Origin of the sequence: Pseudoduganella sp. S-14, assembly GCF_049913285.1 — a bacterium.
Classification (GTDB): domain Bacteria; phylum Pseudomonadota; class Gammaproteobacteria; order Burkholderiales; family Burkholderiaceae_D; genus Rugamonas.
The window spans coordinates 4,395,498-4,415,441 of record NZ_CP183991.1 but is presented as its reverse complement, the minus strand read 5'-3'; the positions used below and the strand labels follow the sequence as shown (position 1 = coordinate 4,415,441).

Annotated in this window: 21 protein-coding genes; 16 read left to right on the top strand and 5 right to left on the bottom strand. The window is 61.7% G+C overall.

The window, feature by feature from the left end:
• Positions 1-496: 496 nt before the first annotated feature.
• The 15 genes from flhD to ACN9MZ_RS20095 all read left to right on the top strand — a co-directional run bounded on the left by flhD (position 497) and on the right by ACN9MZ_RS20095 (position 13,907).
• Entirely contained in the window at positions 497-814 is a 318-nt protein-coding gene (gene flhD / locus ACN9MZ_RS20165; RefSeq protein WP_055936061.1) for a flagellar transcriptional regulator FlhD, read from the top strand.
• Between the two features lie 11 nt (positions 815-825).
• Complete coding sequence (gene flhC, locus ACN9MZ_RS20160) at positions 826-1,374, top strand: flagellar transcriptional regulator FlhC (RefSeq protein ID WP_426338709.1); 549 nt, start codon at positions 826-828, stop codon at positions 1,372-1,374.
• A gap of 69 nt (positions 1,375-1,443) precedes the next feature.
• Positions 1,444-2,196 carry a class I SAM-dependent methyltransferase gene (locus ACN9MZ_RS20155; protein ID WP_426338708.1) on the top strand — a complete coding sequence of 251 codons (753 nt, stop codon included), beginning with the start codon at positions 1,444-1,446 and terminating at the stop codon, positions 2,194-2,196.
• A gap of 95 nt (positions 2,197-2,291) precedes the next feature.
• Positions 2,292-3,152: a flagellar motor stator protein MotA gene (gene motA / locus ACN9MZ_RS20150; protein WP_055936071.1), complete on the top strand. Its 861-nt coding sequence runs from the start codon at positions 2,292-2,294 to the stop codon at positions 3,150-3,152.
• An 18-nt stretch (positions 3,153-3,170) separates the two neighbouring features.
• Positions 3,171-4,115 carry a flagellar motor protein MotB gene (gene motB, locus ACN9MZ_RS20145; RefSeq protein WP_426338707.1) on the top strand — a complete coding sequence of 315 codons (945 nt, stop codon included), beginning with the start codon at positions 3,171-3,173 and terminating at the stop codon, positions 4,113-4,115.
• A gap of 7 nt (positions 4,116-4,122) precedes the next feature.
• Positions 4,123-4,671 carry a chemotaxis protein gene (locus ACN9MZ_RS20140; protein ID WP_426336114.1) on the top strand — a complete coding sequence of 183 codons (549 nt, stop codon included), beginning with the start codon at positions 4,123-4,125 and terminating at the stop codon, positions 4,669-4,671.
• 42 nt (positions 4,672-4,713) lie between these two features.
• Entirely contained in the window at positions 4,714-5,079 is a 366-nt protein-coding gene (locus ACN9MZ_RS20135) for a response regulator (RefSeq protein ID WP_055936079.1), read from the top strand.
• Between the two features lie 14 nt (positions 5,080-5,093).
• Positions 5,094-7,313 carry a chemotaxis protein CheA gene (cheA, locus tag ACN9MZ_RS20130; protein WP_426338706.1) on the top strand — a complete coding sequence of 740 codons (2,220 nt, stop codon included), beginning with the start codon at positions 5,094-5,096 and terminating at the stop codon, positions 7,311-7,313.
• On the top strand, positions 7,310-7,789 hold the full coding sequence (locus tag ACN9MZ_RS20125) for a chemotaxis protein CheW (protein WP_426338705.1): 480 nt from the start codon (positions 7,310-7,312) through the stop codon (positions 7,787-7,789). Before cheA ends, ACN9MZ_RS20125 begins: the two co-directional genes overlap by 4 nt.
• Before the next feature lie 45 nt (positions 7,790-7,834).
• Positions 7,835-9,538, top strand: a complete 1,704-nt coding sequence (locus tag ACN9MZ_RS20120; protein WP_426338704.1) for a methyl-accepting chemotaxis protein — start codon at positions 7,835-7,837, stop codon at positions 9,536-9,538.
• A gap of 29 nt (positions 9,539-9,567) precedes the next feature.
• A complete protein-coding gene (locus ACN9MZ_RS20115) occupies positions 9,568-10,416 on the top strand; it encodes a CheR family methyltransferase (RefSeq protein ID WP_426162556.1) in 849 nt (282 codons plus the stop codon).
• The gene (cheD, locus tag ACN9MZ_RS20110) at positions 10,397-11,017 is read left to right on the top strand and encodes a chemoreceptor glutamine deamidase CheD (protein ID WP_426338703.1); all 621 of its coding nucleotides are present in this window, start codon (positions 10,397-10,399) and stop codon (positions 11,015-11,017) included. Before ACN9MZ_RS20115 ends, cheD begins: the two co-directional genes overlap by 20 nt.
• Positions 11,018-11,028: 11 nt before the next feature.
• Positions 11,029-12,108, top strand: coding sequence for a protein-glutamate methylesterase/protein-glutamine glutaminase (locus ACN9MZ_RS20105; protein WP_426338702.1), 1,080 nt, complete (start codon positions 11,029-11,031; stop codon positions 12,106-12,108).
• Positions 12,109-12,229: 121 nt separating this feature from the next.
• Positions 12,230-12,619 carry a chemotaxis response regulator CheY gene (gene cheY, locus ACN9MZ_RS20100; protein WP_028104141.1) on the top strand — a complete coding sequence of 130 codons (390 nt, stop codon included), beginning with the start codon at positions 12,230-12,232 and terminating at the stop codon, positions 12,617-12,619.
• Between the two features lie 76 nt (positions 12,620-12,695).
• Positions 12,696-13,907: an EAL and HDOD domain-containing protein gene (locus tag ACN9MZ_RS20095; RefSeq protein WP_426338701.1), complete on the top strand. Its 1,212-nt coding sequence runs from the start codon at positions 12,696-12,698 to the stop codon at positions 13,905-13,907.
• A gap of 102 nt (positions 13,908-14,009) precedes the next feature.
• Here ACN9MZ_RS20095 and ACN9MZ_RS20090 read toward each other — a convergent pair whose 3' ends face one another.
• Genes ACN9MZ_RS20090 through ACN9MZ_RS20075 form a run of 4 tightly spaced genes read right to left on the bottom strand, consistent with a single transcriptional unit; the run spans position 14,010 to position 18,625 of the window.
• Entirely contained in the window at positions 14,010-15,974 is a 1,965-nt protein-coding gene (locus ACN9MZ_RS20090; RefSeq protein ID WP_426338700.1) for an LTA synthase family protein, read from the bottom strand.
• Positions 15,975-15,978: 4 nt separating this feature from the next.
• Positions 15,979-16,782 carry a hypothetical protein gene (locus tag ACN9MZ_RS20085; RefSeq protein ID WP_426338699.1) on the bottom strand — a complete coding sequence of 268 codons (804 nt, stop codon included), beginning with the start codon at positions 16,780-16,782 and terminating at the stop codon, positions 15,979-15,981.
• A complete protein-coding gene (locus ACN9MZ_RS20080; protein WP_426338698.1) occupies positions 16,776-17,429 on the bottom strand; it encodes a hypothetical protein in 654 nt (217 codons plus the stop codon). The genes ACN9MZ_RS20085 and ACN9MZ_RS20080 overlap by 7 nt, the downstream gene beginning before the upstream one ends.
• Positions 17,426-18,625, bottom strand: a complete 1,200-nt coding sequence (locus ACN9MZ_RS20075; RefSeq protein WP_426338697.1) for an exo-alpha-sialidase — start codon at positions 18,623-18,625, stop codon at positions 17,426-17,428. The genes ACN9MZ_RS20080 and ACN9MZ_RS20075 overlap by 4 nt, the downstream gene beginning before the upstream one ends.
• Before the next feature lie 207 nt (positions 18,626-18,832).
• Between ACN9MZ_RS20075 and ACN9MZ_RS20070 the strand changes: the two genes are divergently transcribed.
• Positions 18,833-19,087: a hypothetical protein gene (locus tag ACN9MZ_RS20070; RefSeq protein ID WP_426338696.1), complete on the top strand. Its 255-nt coding sequence runs from the start codon at positions 18,833-18,835 to the stop codon at positions 19,085-19,087.
• A gap of 14 nt (positions 19,088-19,101) precedes the next feature.
• Here the strand turns inward: ACN9MZ_RS20070 and panC are convergent, their stop codons facing one another.
• Positions 19,102-19,941 carry a pantoate--beta-alanine ligase gene (gene panC / locus ACN9MZ_RS20065; RefSeq protein ID WP_426162547.1) on the bottom strand — a complete coding sequence of 280 codons (840 nt, stop codon included), beginning with the start codon at positions 19,939-19,941 and terminating at the stop codon, positions 19,102-19,104.
• Positions 19,942-19,944 lie beyond the last annotated feature (3 nt).

The window sequence follows — 19,944 nt, the reverse complement described above, 5'->3', positions numbered from 1 at the left end:
ACCCAGACTTACCGGGTTTTGCAAGCTAAGTCATTGATTTCAAAAGAATTAAAAAATTTTCAAATTTTTTTCAAAAAACCCTAAAGTTCCGCGAACCCTTGCCGTTACCGTTTTTAGAAGCCCGGTAAAAGGCTTGCTGTTCGGCATTTTGGAATGAGTGAAAAAATCTTAAAATTTTTTGCTCGGAACCCTAAAGTTCTCCAAATCCCTGCCGTTACCAGCTCAGATGTCGCAAAAAAGCACCACGCCGACATCGCATTTTTACCTTCGGCTCCTGCGTTTTCAGCGCGACCGAACGCCCCGCAAACCCGCGCCAATACTGGCGTTGCCCCTCTATGGGCAGCCCTCTGTAGGACAAAATCCTACGGAGCTCCTTCGCCTATTCCCGACCCAAAATACAGAGTGCCGCCTCTTTGCGCTTTATCGCGTCTCCAGCAGAATGTATCTCAACAGCAACGAAAATTGCGTTGCAAGCTGAAACTGACTGGAGATGGACATGACCGCAAACGACATGATGGCTGAAATCCGCGATGCGAACCTGAGCTACCTGATGCTGGCGCAGCAGATGATCCGCGCCGACAAAGTCACCGCGATCTTCCGCCTGGGCATTTCCGCCGACATCGCCGACCTGATCGAAGGCATGAGCAATGCCCAGATCCTGAAGCTGGCTGGCGGCAACATGATGCTGGCGCGCTTCCGCTTCGACGACAGCGCCATCCTCGGCATGCTGACCAACTACAACAAGGACCGTTCCCTGGCCCAGTCCCACGCCGCCATCCTGATGGCCGGCCAGGCTGTTGAAGAAATCGCTTAAGGAGCGACGCCATGAGCAAGAAGAGTGTGGTGACCGAAGCGCAGGAAATCCAGCTGGCCATCGAGCTGATCAACCTGGGTGCCCGCCTGCAACTGCTGGAAACCGAAGTGTCGCTGTCGCGCGAACGCCTGCTCAAGCTGTACAAGGAGCTGAAGGGCGTGTCGCCGCCGAAGGGCATGCTGCCTTTTTCCACCGACTGGTTCCTGACCTGGCAGCCGAACATCCACTCGTCGCTGTTCATGAACATCCATAACTTCCTGGTCGAGCATGCGGGTGCCAACGGCATTCATGCCGTGATGAAGGCTTACCAGCTCTACCTGGAGCAGATGCCGCCGGCTGCCGGCGAAGAGCCGCTGCTCTCGCTGACCCGCGCCTGGACCCTGGTGAAATTCGCAGGCAGCAATATGCTGCAGCTCAAGCCCTGCACTTGCTGCAAAGGCAAGTTCGTGGTCGACGCCATGGACCTGAACCGCGACTACAAGTGCGGCCTGTGCCATATGCCTTCGCGCGCCGGCAAGACCCGCAAGGCCAAGGATGCCGGCGAAGCGGTCGCCGCTTGATCGCGATGGTGCTGACCGCAGGGTCGGGCACTGCAGTGCCAACGACGCTGGCCCGGGTATACTCCTGCAATGAATTTGAGAGTTCCCGCCTTCCAGGCGCTGCTGGTCCAGGCCGGCGCGCTGCTGCCCTGCGCCGCGCTGGCTGTTGCGCTTGAATCGCTCGGTCACGGCCTGACCTTGCTGCAGGCCGCGCTGCTGCAAGGTTTGCTGGCCGCCGGCATCAGCTGGAAGATCGGGCTGGCGCGCTGGTGGCTGTTGATCCAGCTATCGTTTCCCATCGCTTTATTGGCCGGGCTGGCATTGCATCTGCCGCCGTGGCTGGCCGCCGCCGCCTTTCTGGTCTTGCTGGGCTGGTACTGGTCCACTTACCGCACCCAGGTCCCTTACTACCCATCGAATGCCGCAGTGTGGCGCGCCGTGCTGGCCGAGCTGCCGCAGGGCAGGGCGCTGCGCATGGTCGATATTGGCAGCGGCCTGGGCGGCTTCGCCTTGCACATGGCCGTTGCGCGGCCCGAATCGGAAGTCGTCGGAATCGAACTGGCGCCGGTGCCGTGGCTGGTGTCGCGTTTGCGCGCGGCGTTGGCCGGCAGCCGCGCGCGCTTCGTGCGTGGCGACTATGAACGGCTAAACTTTGCAGAATACGATCTGGTGTTCGCTTACCTGTCGCCGGCCGCCATGCCGGCCTTGTGGAGCAAGGCCCAGCGCGAGATGCGGGCCGGTAGTTTGCTTGTCAGTTATGAATTTGAAATTCCAGCTGCAAACGGCATCAAGACCATTCGCACCACAGAGGGTGGTCCGCTCCTTTATATAAGAGCATTTTAGAGGCAGTTTTCCTTGCCGCAGAGGCGTCTTCACGTTATTGTAGTTCCACTGTGGAATATTATTGCTTTTAACTAGCTATCGGGGAGTTCGCGCGCTTGTTAGTCATTGTCGGTTACCTCATCGTCCTTGGCTCCGTTTTTGGTGGTTTCGCGCTGTCCGGCGGCCATCTGGCGGCCCTGTTCCAACCTCTGGAACTGCTGATGATTGGCGGCGCTGCTGCGGGCGCTTTCTTTGTTGGCAATAACGGCAAGTCCATCAAGGCTACGCTGGCCGCGCTGCCGACGCTGTTCAAAGGTTCGCGCTATACCAAGGACTTGTACATGGAGCTGATGTCGCTCCTGTTCGATGTGCTGTCCAAGGTGCGCAAGGAAGGCCTGATGTCGATTGAAGGCGATATCGACAAGCCGGAAGACAGCCCGCTGTTCAGCAAATACCCGGCGGTGCTGGAAGACCACCATATCATCGAGTTCATGACCGACTACCTGCGCCTGATGGTGTCGGGGAATATGGATGCCTTCCAGATCGAGAACCTGATGGACAACGAGATCGACACTCACCACCAGGAAGGCCATGTGCCGGCCCATTGCATCGCCAAGCTGGGCGACGGCCTGCCGGCATTCGGTATCGTGGCGGCGGTGATGGGCGTGGTGCACACCATGGAATCGGTGGGCATCCCGCCGTCCGAGCTGGGCATGCTGATCGCGCACGCGCTGGTCGGGACCTTCCTCGGTATCTTGCTGGCTTACGGTTTCGTCGGCCCGCTGGCCAGCCTGCTGGAGCAGAAGCTGGAAGAGTCGACCAAGATGTTCCAGTGCGTGAAGGTCACGCTGCTGGCCAGCCTGAATGGTTATGCCCCGGCCCTGGCTGTGGAATTTGGCCGCAAGGTGCTGTACTCTACCGAGCGCCCAAGCTTCTCCGAGCTGGAAGAACATATCAAGAAATCGAAGTCGAAGTAATGGAAGCGAGGACCTGCCATGGCTGAAGAAGGCCTGCGGCCCATTGTCGTCAAGAAGATCAAGAAAGGCGGTGGCGGCCACCACGGCGGCGCCTGGAAGATCGCTTACGCCGACTTCGTGACGGCGATGATGGCGTTCTTCCTGCTGATGTGGCTGCTCGGCTCGACGACCAAGGGCGACCTGAACGGTATTTCCGAATACTTCAAGACGCCGCTGAAGGTCGCCATGCAGGGCGGCTCGGGCAGCGGCGACAGTTCCTCGGTGATCCAGGGCGGCGGCTCGGACCTGTCGCGCCGTACCGGCCAGGTCAAGATGACCGACGATCCGGCGCAGAACAAGACTTACAACCTGGATGCCGCCAAGAAGGCGCTCGAGGCGGAAGAGCGCTCGCGCCTGCAGGCCTTGCGCGCCCGTATCGAAATGACCATCGATACCAACGCCGAGCTCAAGAAGTTCAAAGAGCAATTGTTGCTGGACTTCACCAGCGAAGGCTTGCGCATCCAGATCGTCGACTTGCAGAACCGTCCCATGTTCAATGCCGGCAAGGCCGACTTGCAACCGTATGCGCGCGAGATCCTGGAAGCCATCGCGCCGGCCCTGAACGACGTGCCGAACAAGATCGGCCTGTCCGGCCACACCGACTCCACGCCGTATTTCACCGAAACGGGGTACAGTAACTGGGAACTGTCGGCCGATCGTGCCAATGCTTCGCGCCGCGCGCTGCTGCATGGCGGACTGGCCGACAATAAGATCCTGCGCGTGGTGGGGCTGGCCAGCGCCGCCCACCTGGACCGCGCCGATCCTTTCAACCCGATCAATCGCCGCATCAGCATCATCGTGATGAACAAGAGGACCGAGGAGAATGTGCTGCGTGACGGCGGCAAATTGCAAGTCGGCCTCGATACGGAAGCTACGCAAGCCGCGGCGGCAGCGGCACCGGCAGCGCCGGCGGGGAAGAAATAGGGGCTTTATGACAAGAAAGAAAATCCTTGGCTCGCATGTGAAACGGCTGCTGTCCGGCGTGTCGGACCATGGCCGGCGCCACCTGACCGAAGTCGAGACCGACCTGCTGCAGACCAACCTGCTGCTGGAGGAGGCGATCGACAAGCTGACGCGCAACTTCATGGCGATCCATGAGGCGGTGAGCGCGCAGCAGACGACCATCGAGCTGCTGCTGCAAGGCGGCGATCCTTCGGCGGAAGACAAGGCGCGGCTGAAGGAAATGAACGAACAGGTAAGCGGCTACGTCAATGCAGCCATTACCAGCATGCAGTTCCAGGACATGACCAGCCAGCTGATCGACCGCACCCTGAAGCGCGTCACCGGCTTGCGCGAATTCCTCGGAACGCTGGGTGCGCACGGCGCCGAAGTGGTGCCGGAATCGGGCAGCGACGAGATCGTGGACCTGCTTAGCAAGGTCAGCATGGCGCTGGCGATCCAGAGCCTGGAGCTGCGCAGCGTGCTGCGCAAGGCGGTCAGCCAGAAGCACCTGGAAAGCGGCGACATCGAACTGTTCTGAACTAGATACGAATACAAAAATTTAACCAAGTGAGAAAAAAAGATGGCTAAAACAATTCTTGCAGTCGACGATTCCTCTTCGCTGCGCCAGATGGTGGCCTTCAGCCTGAAGGCAGCGGGCTACCAGGTGGTGGAAGCAGTCGACGGACAGGATGGCCTGGAAAAGGCCAAGCTGCAAACCGTGGACCTGGTGCTGACCGACCAGAACATGCCGCGCATGGATGGCCTGCAACTGATCAAGCTGCTGCGCGAGCAGCCGTCCTACGCCAAGGTCCCCATCCTGATGCTGACCACCGAATCGTCCGACGAGATGAAGGCCAAGGGCCGCGCCGCCGGCGCGAATGGCTGGCTGGTCAAGCCTTTCGACCCGCAACGCTTGATTGAGGTAGTGAAGAAGGTCATTGGCTAATTAAGGGGTGTGGCATGACCATCGATATTAGCCAGTTCTACCAGGTCTTCTTCGATGAAGCGGAAGAATTGCTGGCTGAAATGGAGCGTCTGCTGCTGGGCGTGGACGTCGAGTCGCCCAGCGAAGAGGACTTGAACGCGATTTTCCGTACCGCGCACTCGGTGAAGGGCGGCGCGTCGACCTTCGGCGTGACCGACATGACCGAAGTCACGCACGTGCTGGAGACGCTGCTGGACCGCATCCGCAAGGGCGAGATGGCCCTGACGGCGACTCACGTGGACGCCTTCCTGGCCGCCAAGGACATCCTGAAGATGCAGCTGGACGGCCACCGCCTCGGCACGGCTGTCGACCAGGAAGCCGTGGGCGACGTGCGCATGATGCTGCAGGAGCTGGCGCAGGACGTGCACATCGAGGCGATGGCGCCGGTGGCGCCGGCCTTCAATGCGCAGGAATCGCAGGCGGTGGACCATAGCGGCGGCAAGCGCTTCCGCCTTGAATTGCCGCCGATGGTGCACCGTGAAGTGGAAGCGCTGGCAGCCGAACTTGGCCTGATGGGCCATGTGGAGCTGACGCCGCTGGATGCCGAGCGGCATGCCATGATCGTCACTACCCACGAATCGCTGGACGATATCGTGGCCATCTGCTCCTTCGTCATCGATGCCGACCAGATGAAGGTCAGCGAGCTGCCGGCCCTGAGCCCGACCCAGTCGGCGCGTGAGCAGGCCGAACGCGAACGCAAGGAGGCGGAGCAGGGCTACGGTTTCTTCGATCCGCTGCCGGCTACAGGCGCTGCCGCACCGTCGGCCGAAGGTGAAGGCTATGGCTTCTTCCAGCCGCTCGATGAAATCCGCTCCAACGCCTCCGGCGCTGCCGACGACGCGCGTGGCTATGGCTTCTTCCAGCCGCTGGAAGTGATCCGCGCCCAGGCCGGCATCAAGGACGCCCCGGCCGAAGTGGTTAAGCCGAGCGAAGAGCAGGAAAAGAAAGCCGCCCGCAAGGAAGCGGAAAAGCAGGCCCACGCGCCGGCCGGCGGCGAATCGTCCTCGATCCGCGTGTCGGTGGAAAAGGTCGACCAGCTGATCAACCTGGTGGGCGAACTGGTGATCACGCAAGCGATGATCGAGCAGCGCGCCGGCGCGCTGGACCCGGTGCTGCACGAAAAGCTGATGAGCGGCATTTCCCAGCTCACGCGCAACACGCGCGACCTGCAGGAATCGGTGATGTCGATCCGCATGATGCCGATGGACTTCGTGTTCTCGCGCTTCCCGCGCATGGTGCGCGACCTGGCCACCAAGCTTGGCAAGAAAGTGGAATTCGTCACCAGCGGCGCCGCCACGGAACTGGACAAGGGCCTGATCGAACGCATCGTCGACCCGCTGACCCACCTGGTGCGCAACTCGATCGACCACGGCATCGAAATGCCGGACGTACGCAAGGCGGCCGGCAAGTCCGAAACGGGACGCCTGTTCCTGTCCGCCTCGCACCAGGGCGGCAGCATCATCATCGAAGTGTCGGACGATGGCGGCGGCTTGAACCGCGACAGGATCCTGGCAAAAGCCCGCCAGAACGGCTTGCCGCTGTCCGATAATATGAGCGACGCCGACGTCTGGCAGCTGATCTTCGCGCCCGGCTTCTCGACCGCCGAAACCGTGACCGACGTGTCGGGCCGCGGCGTCGGCATGGACGTGGTCAAGCGCAATATCACCGCCATGGGCGGCACTGTCGACATCCGCTCGGCCAAGGGCTTCGGCACCACCATCTCGATTTCCCTGCCGCTGACGCTGGCGATCCTGGACGGCATGCTGATCCAGACCGGCGACGAGGTGTACATCCTGCCGCTCGGCTTCGTGCTCGAATCGCTGCAGCCGGCGCCGGAAGACGTGAAGGAAATCAGCGGCAAGGGACGCGTCATCAAGGTGCGCGGCGAATACCTGCCCTTGATTCCGCTGTACCAGATTTTCGATATTGCACCGCGCTTTACCGATCCGACCCAGGGCATCCTGGTGATCGTGGAAACCGAAGGCAAGAAAGCCTGCCTGTTCGTGGACGAACTGGTGGGGCAGCAGCAGGTCGTGGTCAAGAACCTGGAATCGAATTACCGCAAGGTGACCGGAATTTCCGGTGCCACCATCCTTGGCGACGGAGGCGTGTCGCTGATCCTGGACGTGACGGCGCTGGTCCGTTCATCGCGCCAGCTGGTTGACGAATCAAACTTTGTGAAGGAAGAACCATGAACGACGCAGCAAGCGCCGGTACAGCCGTCCAGGAGTTTCTGGCTTTCAAGCTGGGCTCCGAAGAATACGGCATCGATATCCTGAAAGTGCAGGAAATCCGCGGCTATGAAGCGGTGACCCGCATCGCCAACGCGCCGGAGTTCATCAAGGGCGTGATCAACCTGCGCGGCATCATCATTCCGGTGGTGGACATGCGCATCAAGTTCAAGCTGGGCGAGCCGGTGTATGACCAGTTCACCGTCGTCATCATCCTCAATATCAATGGCCGCGTGGTAGGCATGGTGGTCGATTCGGTATCGGACGTGACGTCGCTGACGGAAGAACAGATCAAGCCGGCGCCGGACTTGGGCACGGCCTTCAGCTCGGAATACATGATCGGCCTCGGCACTATCGATGAGCGCATGCTGATCCTGGTGGACATCCAGCGCCTGATGTCCAGCCCTGAAATGGGCTTGAGCGAAAAGCTCGCGGCGTAAAACATAAAAATACAGATCCAAAAGGATACGAGGGGAGAGAACAACATGAATGTGCGCGAATACAAGATAGGCACGCGGCTTGGCTTCGGTTTCGGGATCATTTTGCTGATCCTGGTCGGCACCGTGCTGCTGACCAATGTGCTGAACTACCGTAACAAGTCGGCCCTGATGACGGGCCTGGACCTGGCCGGCGCCAAGGAATTGCAGGCGCAGTCGATGAAGAGCGCGATGCTGGAAACCGGCATCGCCATGCGCAATATCGGTCTGCAGTCGGACGTCAGCCTGATGCAGAAGGAAGAAGAGAAGGTCAAGGCGAATCGCGCCCGCTACGATGCGGCGCGCACCAAGCTGCAAAGCCTGGGCCTGAACGACGCCGAGAAGAAAGTGGTGAACGACATCTCCGCCTTGCAGACCGACGTCGACGCCGCCTTCAAGGAAGCCATGGGCCAGATCATGGCCTTCAATGCCGAAGGCGCGGCGAAAGTCATCGCCGGTCGCATCGACCCGCTGCAGCAGCAGACCCTGGCCTCGCTGAACAAGCTGGTGGACCTGCAGCAGGCGGCGGTTGCCGACTTCAAGGAAAGCTCCAACAAGGCCGACCGCAACCTGACGCTGTGGATGGTGGTGCTGGCGGCGGTGGCCGTTGGCGTGGGCATCCTGTGCGCGCTGGTGATCACCAAGTCCATCACCCGCCCGCTCTCGGGCGCGGTGGAAGTGGCGCAGAAAGTGGCCGCCGGCGAGCTGACTTCGCAAGTGACGGTGGAAGGCAAGGATGAAACCTCGGAACTGCTGCAGGCGCTGAAGGACATGAACGAAAGCCTGGCCAAGACCGTCGGCCAGGTGCGCGCGTCGACCGACACCATCACGACTGCCTCGCAGGAAATCGCCAGCGGCAATGCCGACCTGTCGGCCCGCACCGAATCGCAGGCGTCCTCGCTGGAAGAAACCGCGGCGTCGATGGAAAACCTGACTTCCACCGTGAAGCAGAACGCCGACAACGCGCGCCAGGCCAACCAGCTCGCCGTTTCGGCATCGTCGGTGGCCGTGAAGGGCGGCCAGGTGGTGTCGCAAGTGGTCGACACCATGGGCTCGATCAAGCAATCGTCGACCAAGATCGTGGACATCATCGGCGTGATCGACGGCATCGCGTTCCAGACCAATATCCTGGCGCTGAACGCCGCCGTGGAAGCGGCGCGCGCCGGGGAGCAAGGCCGCGGCTTCGCCGTGGTGGCGTCGGAAGTGCGCAATCTGGCGCAACGCTCGGCCGCGGCAGCCAAGGAAATCAAGGCCCTGATCGACGATTCGGTCGACAAGGTCGATGCGGGCGGCCGCCTGGTCGATGAAGCCGGCCAGACCATGGGCCTGATCGTGACCTCGATCAAGCAGGTGGCCGACATCATGGGCGAGATCACCGCTGCCACCCTGGAGCAGAGCCACGGCATCGAGGAAGTCAATGCCGCCATCGGCCAGATGGACGAAATGACGCAGCAGAATGCCGCGCTGGTGGAAGAAGCGGCCGCCGCCGCCGAATCGATGCAGGACCAGGCCAACAACCTGGCGCAGGCGGTGTCGATCTTCAAGCTGGCAGGCGACGAATTCGCCAAGCGCGCGGCGGCGACGCCGCGCAAGGCCAAGCCGGCGGCGCCGGCACGCAGCACGGCGGTCGTGCCGGCCGCCCCGGCCGCGCAGCCGGCGAAGAAGAAACTGGCGGCGGCCGCCCCATCCGGCGACGACTGGGAAGAGTTTTAATGTCCATGTAACCGCGGAGAACAGCAAAAATGGCGCTGACCAAAGAGACCGTGAAAGAGTTTGATTTCAACGGCAAGGATTTTGAACGGGTCCGCGCGATGATCTACAAGCGGGCCGGCATTGCGCTGGCCGACTCCAAGCAGGAGATGGTGTACAGCCGCCTGGCGCGACGCTTGCGCGCCACCGGCATCAACAGTTTCGTGCGCTACCTGGACGACCTGGAAGCAGGGCGCCTGGGCAACGGCGAGTGGGAAGCGTTCACCAATGCGCTGACCACCAACCTGACGTCGTTCTTCCGCGAAGCGCACCACTTCCCCCTGCTGGCCGAGCACGTGAAGGCCAAGCGCGGGGAGACGATCAATATCTGGTGCTCCGCCAGCTCCACCGGCGAAGAACCGTATTCGATTGCCATCACCTGCTGCGAAGCGTTCAATACGCTGACGCCGCCGGTGCACATCCTGGCCACCGATATCGACACCAATGTGCTGGCCACGGCCGCCAACGGGGTCTATCCGATGGAACGGATCGACAAGCTGTCGCCCGAGCAGCAGCGCCGTTTTTTCCTGAAAGGGCGCGGCGCCAACGAAGGCATGGCGCGCGTGCGCCAGGAACTGCGCTCGCTGATCACTTACCGGCAGGTCAACCTGCTGGACGAGAAATGGGATATCCGTCCCGGCTTCGACGTGATTTTCTGCCGCAACGTGATGATTTACTTCGACAAGGCGACCCAGCGCAAGATCCTGTCGCGCTTTGTGCCCCTGATGAAGCCGGACGCCCTGCTGTTTGCCGGCCATTCCGAGAACTTCCTGTACGTCTCGGACGCTTTGAAGTTGCGCGGCAAGACTGTCTACGAGCTCGATGAGCGCAAGAGGGCATGACATGGATAAAGAACAATTCGCGACCAATGTCTATTACGACAGGACCTTCGACTGCGACGCAGCCAAGATCCTGCCGGGCGAGTACTACTACACCAACAAGGACATGCTGATCGTGACCGTGCTCGGTTCCTGCGTGTCGGCCTGCATCCGCGACCGCCTGACGGGCCTGGGCGGCATGAACCACTTCATGCTGCCCGATGGCGGCGCCGACCAGAGCAGCCCGGTGTCGGCCTCGGCCCGCTATGGCACGTATGCGATGGAAGTGCTGATCAATGACTTGCTCAAGTCCGGCGCACGGCGCGACAACCTGGAAGCCAAGGTGTTCGGCGGCGGCGCCGTGCTGAAAGGCTTCACCGCGATCAATGTTGGCGAACGCAATGCCGCCTTCGTGCAGACCTTCCTGAAAAACGAGAAGATCCGCATCGTCGCCGAGGACTTGCTGGACATCTATCCGCGCAAGGTGTACTTCTTCCCCAAGACCGGCAAGGTGCTGGTCAAGAAACTGATGCAAACCCATAACGACACCCTGGCGCAGCGTGAGAACGATTACGCCAACCGCCTCAAGTCGAAACCGGTGGCGGGCGAGGTCGAGCTGTTCTGAGAGATATAAAAATGAACAAGATCAAAGTCCTGATTTGCGACGACTCTGCGCTGATCCGCAGTGTGATGAGCGAGATCATCAAGGGCCAGCCGGACATGGAAGTGGTGGGCGTGGCGCCCGACCCGCTGGTGGCGCGCGAGCTGATCAAGCAAACCAACCCGGACGTGCTGACGCTGGACGTCGAAATGCCGAAGATGGACGGCCTCGACTTCCTCGAGCGCCTGATGCGCCTGCGCCCGATGCCGGTGGTGATGGTGTCTTCGCTGACCGAGCGCGGCTCCGAAATCACCTTGCGCGCGCTGGAACTGGGCGCGGTGGACTTCGTCACCAAGCCCAAGATCTCGATCCAGTCGGGCATGCGCGAGTACGCCGAGCTGATCTCCGACAAGATCCGCGCCGCCTCCAAGGCCCGGGTGCGCGCCCGCACCATGCCGGCCGCCGGCGCGGCAGGCGAGGGCGGCACGCAGCTGCCGCAATTACGGAACCCACTGATGTCTTCGGAAAAACTGATTATTGTCGGCGCTTCGACGGGCGGCACGGAAGCCATCCGCGAGTTCCTGATGCAAATGCCATCGGACTGCCCGGGCATCCTGATTACCCAGCACATGCCGGAAGGCTTCACCAAATCGTTCGCCAAGCGCCTCGATTCGCTGTGCAAGATTTCGGTGCTGGAAGCGCAGGGCAACGAGCGCGTGCTGCCCGGCCACGCCTATATCGCGCCCGGCCACTCGCACCTGTTGCTGACCCGCTCGGGGGCCAATTACATGACCAGGCTGGACCAGGGCGAGCCGGTCAACCGGCACCGCCCCTCGGTCGACGTGCTGTTCCGCTCGGCGGCCCAGAACGCGGGTAAAAATGCCGTGGGGGTGATCCTGACCGGCATGGGCAAGGACGGCGCGGCAGGCATGCTGGAGATGAAGAACGCCGGAGCGTATAATTTCGCGCAGGACGAAGCGAGCTGCGTGGTGTTCGGCATGCCGCGGGAAGCGATTGCCGTTGGTGCAACGCATGAAGTCGGGGCCTTGCAGGCGCTGCCCGGCATGGTATTGGGTTATCTTGCCCAGCATGGTTCGCGCGCATTGCGCGTTTGACACGAGAATGGGAGTTTTGGGGTAGTTTGTTCGCCTTGGAGCAACGAAAATGCTATCCTTCAACTTGCTGGGAACACCACCTTAATTAATAACCGCGTAAGTAGAAACAACGGAGCAATTCATGGCTGATCCAAAGATGAAATTTTTGGTTGTTGACGATTTCTCCACGATGCGCCGCATCGTGCGAAATCTCTTGAAGGAACTGGGTTATGCCAACGTGGACGAGGCAGAAGACGGCGTCATGGCGCTGGCGAAACTGCGCGCGGAGCAATTCGACTTCGTGGTCTCGGACTGGAACATGCCGAATATGGATGGCCTGACCATGCTGCAAAATATTCGTGCCGACCCCGCACTGGCCAAGCTGCCGGTGCTGATGGTGACCGCCGAAGCCAAAAAGGAAAACATCATCGCGGCTGCGCAAGCAGGCGCCAACGGCTATGTGGTGAAGCCATTCACCGCCGCCACCCTGGATGAAAAGCTGAACAAGATTTTCGAAAAGCTGGGCGCTTGATCGCAGCTTTACACGCAATGCGCGGCGGCGGCCCTGGCTGCCGCCGTTCCCTCCTGAGTCAAGCATAAGACCACGTATGCATCAGACACATTTCCTGGTTCGTGAACCCCTGCTCGATCCCGAGCAGCGCGTGGTCGGCTACGAACTTACATGGCAGCAGGAAGCTGCTGCCCATGCCCCTACCCTGGAAGAGCTCGAAGGCCTGGTCGGTTTCGTCGCCAGCCAGGTAAACCACCCGGAGCACGGCTGGCTGTTGAAGCAGAAAACCCTGTTCCTGCAAGCCGTGCCCGGCATGCTGTCGACCGATTCGATGTTCGACCTGCCGCCCGAGCACACCGTGCTGTCGCTGAAAACCTCCGAGCTGGCCAATCCCGCCACGCTGGCTGCGGTGCAGGGCTTGCGTGCGGGTGGCGTCGGCATCCTGCTGCGCGAAGCCGACCTGGCGCGCGTGGGCAGCCGCCTGGGCACCATTTGTTCGTATGTCGAAGTACGCTTTACCGGTGCCGATGTGGCCGCGCAGGCGCGCGCCTATTCGCTGCTGAAGACTTCCAGTATCCGCATGGTGGGCCGTCCGGTCACCACCTGGTCGGATTTCGATGCCTGCGCTGCCCTGGGGCTGGATGCCTTTGTCGGCAAGCTGCACCTGACGCCGCGTCCCGGCAGCGAAGGGCAGGGCCTGAACCCCTCGCAAACCATCATCCTGCAACTGATGCAGATGGTGAACGCCAATGCCGACGTGGCGCAGCTGGAAAGCGTGTTGAAGCGCGATGCGGCGCTGTCGTACAAGCTGCTGAAGTACATCAACTCGGCCGGCTTCGGCGCCGGGCGCGAAGTGCAGTCGCTGAAACAGGCCATCCAGCTGCTGGGCTACCAGCCGATGTACCGCTGGCTGACCCTGCTGCTGGCAACCGCTTCCACTTCGGGCTTCTCGCCGGTGCTGCTGGAAACTGCCGTGGTGCGCGGCCGCCTGGCAGAATTGCTGGGCCAGAAGGCGCTGGGCAAGGCCGATGCCGAGAATGTCTTCGTGGCGGGCATGTTCTCGCTGCTGGACCGCCTGCTGGGCATCCCGATGAAGGATGTGCTGCAAGAGATCCAGTTGAACGACGAAGTGGTGAAGGCGCTGCTCACGCGCGGCGGCAAATACGGCCCGTTCCTGGCATTGGCCGAGGCCTGCGAACTGAATTCGAACCTGGTCAGCTCGCTGGCCGATTCGCTCTCCCTGTCGCCGGAAGACGTCAACAAGGCCCACCTGTCGGCCCTGGCCTGGACCCAGAACGTCACCACGTAATCATCCCGCCGCCCGCTGGCGGCGCTTCCCTCGATACGATCCATGCAACGAGGGGCAAGCTGTTGCTTGCCCCTCGTGGTATTGCTTGCTACCTGTTTGTGCTTATTTAGCCAGGCGGTAGCGCTGTTCGCGGTATAGCAGCGACGGTGCGATCACGTGCGCCATTGCTTGCTCGAATTGGGCTTGCGTCGGCTTGGTCTCGGTCAGCTGCAAATCGCCTTTGGCAAAGTCGTAGCGGCCAATCAGCGGCTCCTGGCTTGGGCGCAGGATGGTCGCGGTATCGCCTTCGAGCCAGGTGAAGTAATTATCGAACTGCATGATCGCGCGGCCCGGCGTGGTGCTGTCCTTGACGAAGTCGCGCCCGATCATCGGGTGGGTGCTCGAGACGCCGATCATCGACAGCAGGGTAGGGCCCAGGTCGATCTGGCTGGCCAGGGTGGTGATGCGCTTTGGCGCCACGTCCGCGCCCAGGATCAGGCCCGGGATGTGGAATTTCTTGATCGGCATCAGGCTGTTGCCGTACACGCGGTTGTCATGGTCGGCCACGATCAGGAACACCGTATCTTTCCAGTAGTCCTGCTTCTTTGCTTCGGCAATGAATTTGCCCAGGGCGTAGTCGGCGTATTTGACGGCGTTGTTGACGGTTTGCTTGGCCGGGTCGTGCAGCTCGATCTTCCCATCCGGGAATTCAAATGGCTCGTGGTTGGAGGAGCTGAAGATCAGGCTGAAGAACGGCTTGTTCTGCGCGTGCAGCTGCTTGAGCCGCTCCAGCGATTTGTCGAACAGGTCTTCATCGGATGCGCCCCAGCTGCCGACGAACTTGGGTTGCATTTCGCTGCGGTCGACCACGTTCTGGAAGCCGTTGCCGGTGAAGAAACTGCGCATATTGTCGAAGTGCGCTTCGCCGCCGTACACGAATTCGGTGTGGTAGCCCTGCTTGCCCAGGCCCAGCGCAAGGGTATAGAAGTTCTGCTGCGCCAGCGAGAGCTTGACGACGCTGCGCGCCGGCGTTGGCGCATAGCCCGCGACCACCGCCTCGATGCCGCGCACGGAACGGGTGCCGGTGGCGTACAGCTGCTCGAACCACCAGCCCTCATTCTTCAGTTTTTCCAACTCCGGCGTGACGGGCAAGCCGCCCAGCGATTGCACGAAGGTGGCGCCCAGGCTTTCTTCCAGCACGATCACCAGGTTGAGCGGCTTGGCGCGCTGGATGGCGGCTTGCTGCGCATGCAGGGTGGGCAGCTCCGACTGCGTGAACTGGTAGTCGTGCAGCCACGGTGCGGACGTCACGATCGGGAAGACCTTCTCGCGTGGGAATTTGCCGTAGATTTCCGAAGAGTTGGCTTCCTTGCGCATCGAGGTGATCGCGTCGATCACCGACCACGGCGAGTTGATGATCAGCGAGTTCACCATGGCATCGCCGGTCAGCGCGAACGTGGCCGGATTGGCGGGGCGGTGCTCCGTGGTGGAGCGGATCTGGAAGCCTACCAGCAGCACCAGCAGCGGCCATGTCAGCAGCACCAGCTTGGGCGACCACATCCCGGTGCCGGCGGAAGCCGACTTCAGCATGCGGAACACCAGCACGGTCAGCAGGGCGGTACCGCCGATGCCAAGAATGACCGCCAGGCGGAAGCCGTTCCACAGGGTGGCAGCGACTTCCTTCGGATAGGACAGGTATTCGATGAACAGACGGTTTGGCCTGAAATCGTACTGCATGATGAACTGCGGCGTGGACAGTTCCATGAAGATGATGAACAGCAGCGCCAGGCTGGCCCAGGTTACGCTGAACAGCTGCCACGCGCGCGCCGAATAGCGCTGGGCCAGGAAGGGCGCCAGCACGACTGGCAGCGCGAGCAGGTAGCCGAGCAGGATCAGGTCGGCGCGCACGCCTTGCACCAGGATTTCGCCCAGGATGCCGGTGGCGCTGACGCGCTCCCACTGCCAGGCCACGAGGCCGAGGCGCGAGACCGACAGGATCACCAGGCCGGCGAGCACCATTTGCACCAGGGTGGCGTAAGGGCCTGCCCATTGGGTCAGGCGCGCGAGGCGGGCTGCAGTTTGCTTCATGTTCTTAGCCCATCATGGCGCCAGCGCCGGCGCTGAGCAGCCAGGCGGTCAGCAGCAGGAATACCATCACGCAGCTGAACAGCTTATCCACCAGGCGCGATTCCGCCCCCTGCTGGAACACTGGGGGCTGGCCGTAGCCAAAGCCGAGGAAGTAGGCGGCAAAGATGGTGGACATATAGTGCACTGCGCCGAACAGCTCGCCCAGTTCGCCTTTGCGCGGATGATCGATCAGCACGTGCGACAAGGCCACCAGCAGCAGGTAGATCGCGGAGACAGGCAGCGGTGGCAGGTAGACGCCGAACTTCTCGACGAAATCGCGCACGGCGGGGCGGAAGCGCGCCAGCAGCGGCAGGATCACGTTATGGGTCAGGCCGGCCAGCAGGATCATCTTCAGCATGATGGTCTTGTGGATGCTGCCGCCTTTGCCGATGGCCAGGTTATGCAGGTTGGTTTCGCCCTGGCGGTTATTCTGCATGAAGAACTCGGAAGACTGCACGTGCAGGATGCGCTGGAACCAGCTGATTTCTTCCATTGCTGCGGCGGCGACAACCAGGCCCAGGCCAAGCATGCCCAGCGTGGCCAGGTCGAAGCCGCTGCGTTTCCAGCGTTCGACGCCGGCAAACACCAGCAGGCCCGCAGTCATGGCGAAGCACAGGAACTGCAGCCATTCGACGATGCCGTCTTCGGTCAGTACGCGCATCAGTTGTTCCGGCGATCCCTTTACCGACACAGCCAGTATCAGTGCGAAAAGATTGATGGCGATGCCGGTCAACAGGACCGGATGCGAATACCATTTACGATTTACCACTGAACTACTCCTTCATTGATTTTGTCTGATGCAGAATTGCGTTCCCGTTTGCGCCAGGCCCGCACCGCGAGCGTCAGCACGGCCCAGATCCACAGCATAGGATCGAGCAGCGCATCCCACAGATTCCCGGTGGGCAGGCGCAACAAGGTGAAAAGGGCGAGGGCGCCCAACGCAGCAAAGGCTTGCGGACGCGAACGGCCCTGGATGACCCAGGCCACGCAAAGCGCCATTGCAGCCAGCGCGCACAGTGGCGCCGCGCGCGGGCCGAAGCCCCAGAAATACATGCCGAGCGAGACCAGGCCCAGCGCGTCGAGATAGAGGATTGTACCAAGGAGCGCGATTACGCTGGCGAGAACAGGCGGCAGGACGCCCTGGGCCGGGGCTGGCCACCAGGGGTGGGCCAGCCGTACCAGGCAAAGACCGGCCAGCAAGCCGCTCGGCCACTGCAGCGCAAGGGCAATCCAATAAGCGGGCGATAACTGGCCGGGCAGCAGCGTCAGTATCACCATGCAGCCCAGGAGCAGAGCCGAGGCGCGGCGCGACAGCTGGCGGGAAGCGGGGATCAAGGCAGCAACCAGGGCTGCGAGCACGATTCCCCAAGCCAGCTTGCCATAAGCGTTCTGCAGGAGCAGGTCGGGAAGGGTCATTCCGCCCCCCCATCGAAATCCAGCCCGATCACATGGTGGGCAATTGCTTCGCGGCGCGAGGTGTAGGTGATGTGCAGTTCATCGCCGACCTGGTGCAGGTCGGGATAGGAAAACTCTTCCCCGGCGCTGCCGTGGGCAATGTCGGTCACCTGAGTCCAATGGCGGCCGTCCTTCGTGGTCGACAGGCGCAGCACATTGCGGTCGGAGCCGCCGGGCAGCACGTGGTTATGCAACAGGACGATACTGCCGTTGCTAAGGCGCAGCGCGCTGAGGGAGGTGCTCTGGTTCGGCAGCGACAGCGCGGGCAGGTCGTCCCAGTTGACGCCACCGTCGCTGCTGCGCGCATGCTGCACCCGCTGCTCGCGGCTCGCATCGCGCATCCAGGCGTGCACCTCGGACGAGGAGAACGGAACAATGGTTGGCTGCAGCGTCGTGATGCGGCTGCCGATGCGCGAAATCCAGCGTGGGTCGCCGTTCGAGTCAAAGGCCAGCATCAGCGGGTATTTGATGCCCATCTCGAAATAGGCAGGCAGCAGCCAGCCGCCGTCGGCCAGGCCGACCGGTGTCGTGCGGACCAGCATGCTGGTATTGAACAGTGGCGACATCGGCAGCACGCGCTTGACCGTGAAGCTCTTGCCCAGGTCATCGGACACCATCTGGACCACGCGCGACGCGGCCCATCCGCCAAGGCCGGTGGCCACCACGAACAGGTTGAGATGCCCTTCCGGCGAGGCCCAGGCCACCGGATTGCCGACGCGGCGCACGCCGTAGCCGAGGGCGGCCGACAGCGACTCGCGGCTCGCTACTTCCCACGGCTGGGCCCATGTATTGCCGTTCCAGTGCGAAGCATAGACTTTCACGTCCGGCCCGCTTTCGCGGCTGCCGGCCCACCAGAAGGCAGCCATGCGGCCGCCGGGCAGTGGCGTCATCGCGCTGGAATGCGCCATGGGCGCGTGGGGCGGGGTGGGAAGCAGTGTGGCGCTACGGGGAGAGAAGCTGACATTGCCGTGCTGGGGCGGCGCGACCAGCATGGCCGGGTTGGCAGGGCGTGCGTTGAACCAGCGCCGCGCCTCGGCGCCGGCGGCAATGACCAGGATGGCGACGCACAACACCTTTGCATGAAGGGATGCGTTGCTGCTTCGGTCGTGGCTGCTGTCGCCCGTGGTAATGGCGCTAGCGCCCAACCGGAATTCCATCCTGTTCTTTCCTATTACTGAAGTTCAGTCTGCAAGTGAAAATTCACAAGTGGAGCATCGTACAATAAAGCAAGCTATTGTGGGAATTTTCTGACGGCGGTGGGTGAAGTCGGTAGGCGGCTAGTTGCGTCAAATCAACATTCGACGTCATTAAGCGGAAATATTGTCTGCGTAGCATCAAGAACAGGCTAGCTTTGAGGAGGCGCCATGTTCTTCATCCGTTACTGCTGGACCTTGCCGCTCAAGGTGCAATTGGCAATTGGCATCGCGCTGCTTGCTGCGCTGGCATCGGCCCATGGCAGCAATGCTCAGGCCGATGAGTTTGCGGCACTGCATCAGGCGCGCTGCCTGCAGCAGCCTGGATTGCCTGCGGCCGAACTATGCGCGCTGCGCACAGTCCAGCTCGCTTCGCAATTGCACGGCGTGGAATTCGGCGACCAGGTCGCCGAAGCGTTGCGCTGACCGGCGCTGCCGGTTCAGATTTCGAGGTTGTCGATCAGGCGGGTGGTGCCGAGTTTGGCTGCGGCAAGCACCACCAGCTTTTCGCCTTGCGCCAGGTCGCCGGCGTTTGGCGGTTGCAAGTCGTTGCGCTTGCGGATCGAGATGTAGTCAGGCTTCCAGCCGCGCGCTGCCAGTTCGTCCATCGCCTTGTGCTCCAGCTGGAACACGTCGAGGTGGCCGCCGCGTACTTCATCTGCCACCTGGTTCAGCGCGCGGTACAGCGCAGGCGCTTCGGCGCGTTCGTCGGCCGACAGGTACATATTGCGCGAGGACAGGGCCAGGCCGTCGTCGGCGCGGTAGGTCTCGGCAGCGACGATCTCGGTCGGCATGCCCAGCTGGCGCGCCATGTTACGGACGATCATGAGTTGCTGGTAGTCCTTCTTGCCGAACACAGCCACTTTTGGCTGCACACAGGAGAACAGCTTGGTCACCACGGTGCACACGCCACCAAAGAAGCCCGGGCGGAACTCGCCTTCCAGCGTATTGCCCAGGCCGTCCGGCGGCTGTACGCGGTACTCCTGAGGTTCCGGATACATATCCTTTTCGGTTGGCGCGAACAGCACGTACACGCCTTCCTTCTCCAGCTTTTCCACGTCGGCCTGGAAGGTGCGCGGATATTTGTCGAAGTCTTCGTTCGGGCCGAACTGCAGGCGGTTCACGAAAATGGAAGCCACCACCGGGTCGCCGTGCTTGCGCGCCAGGCGCATCAGCGACAGGTGGCCTTCATGCAGGTTGCCCATGGTTGGCACGAAAGCGGTACGTAACTGGCCACTCAGCTGGTCGCGCAGTTCTTCGATATTGGAGATGATTTTCATGGT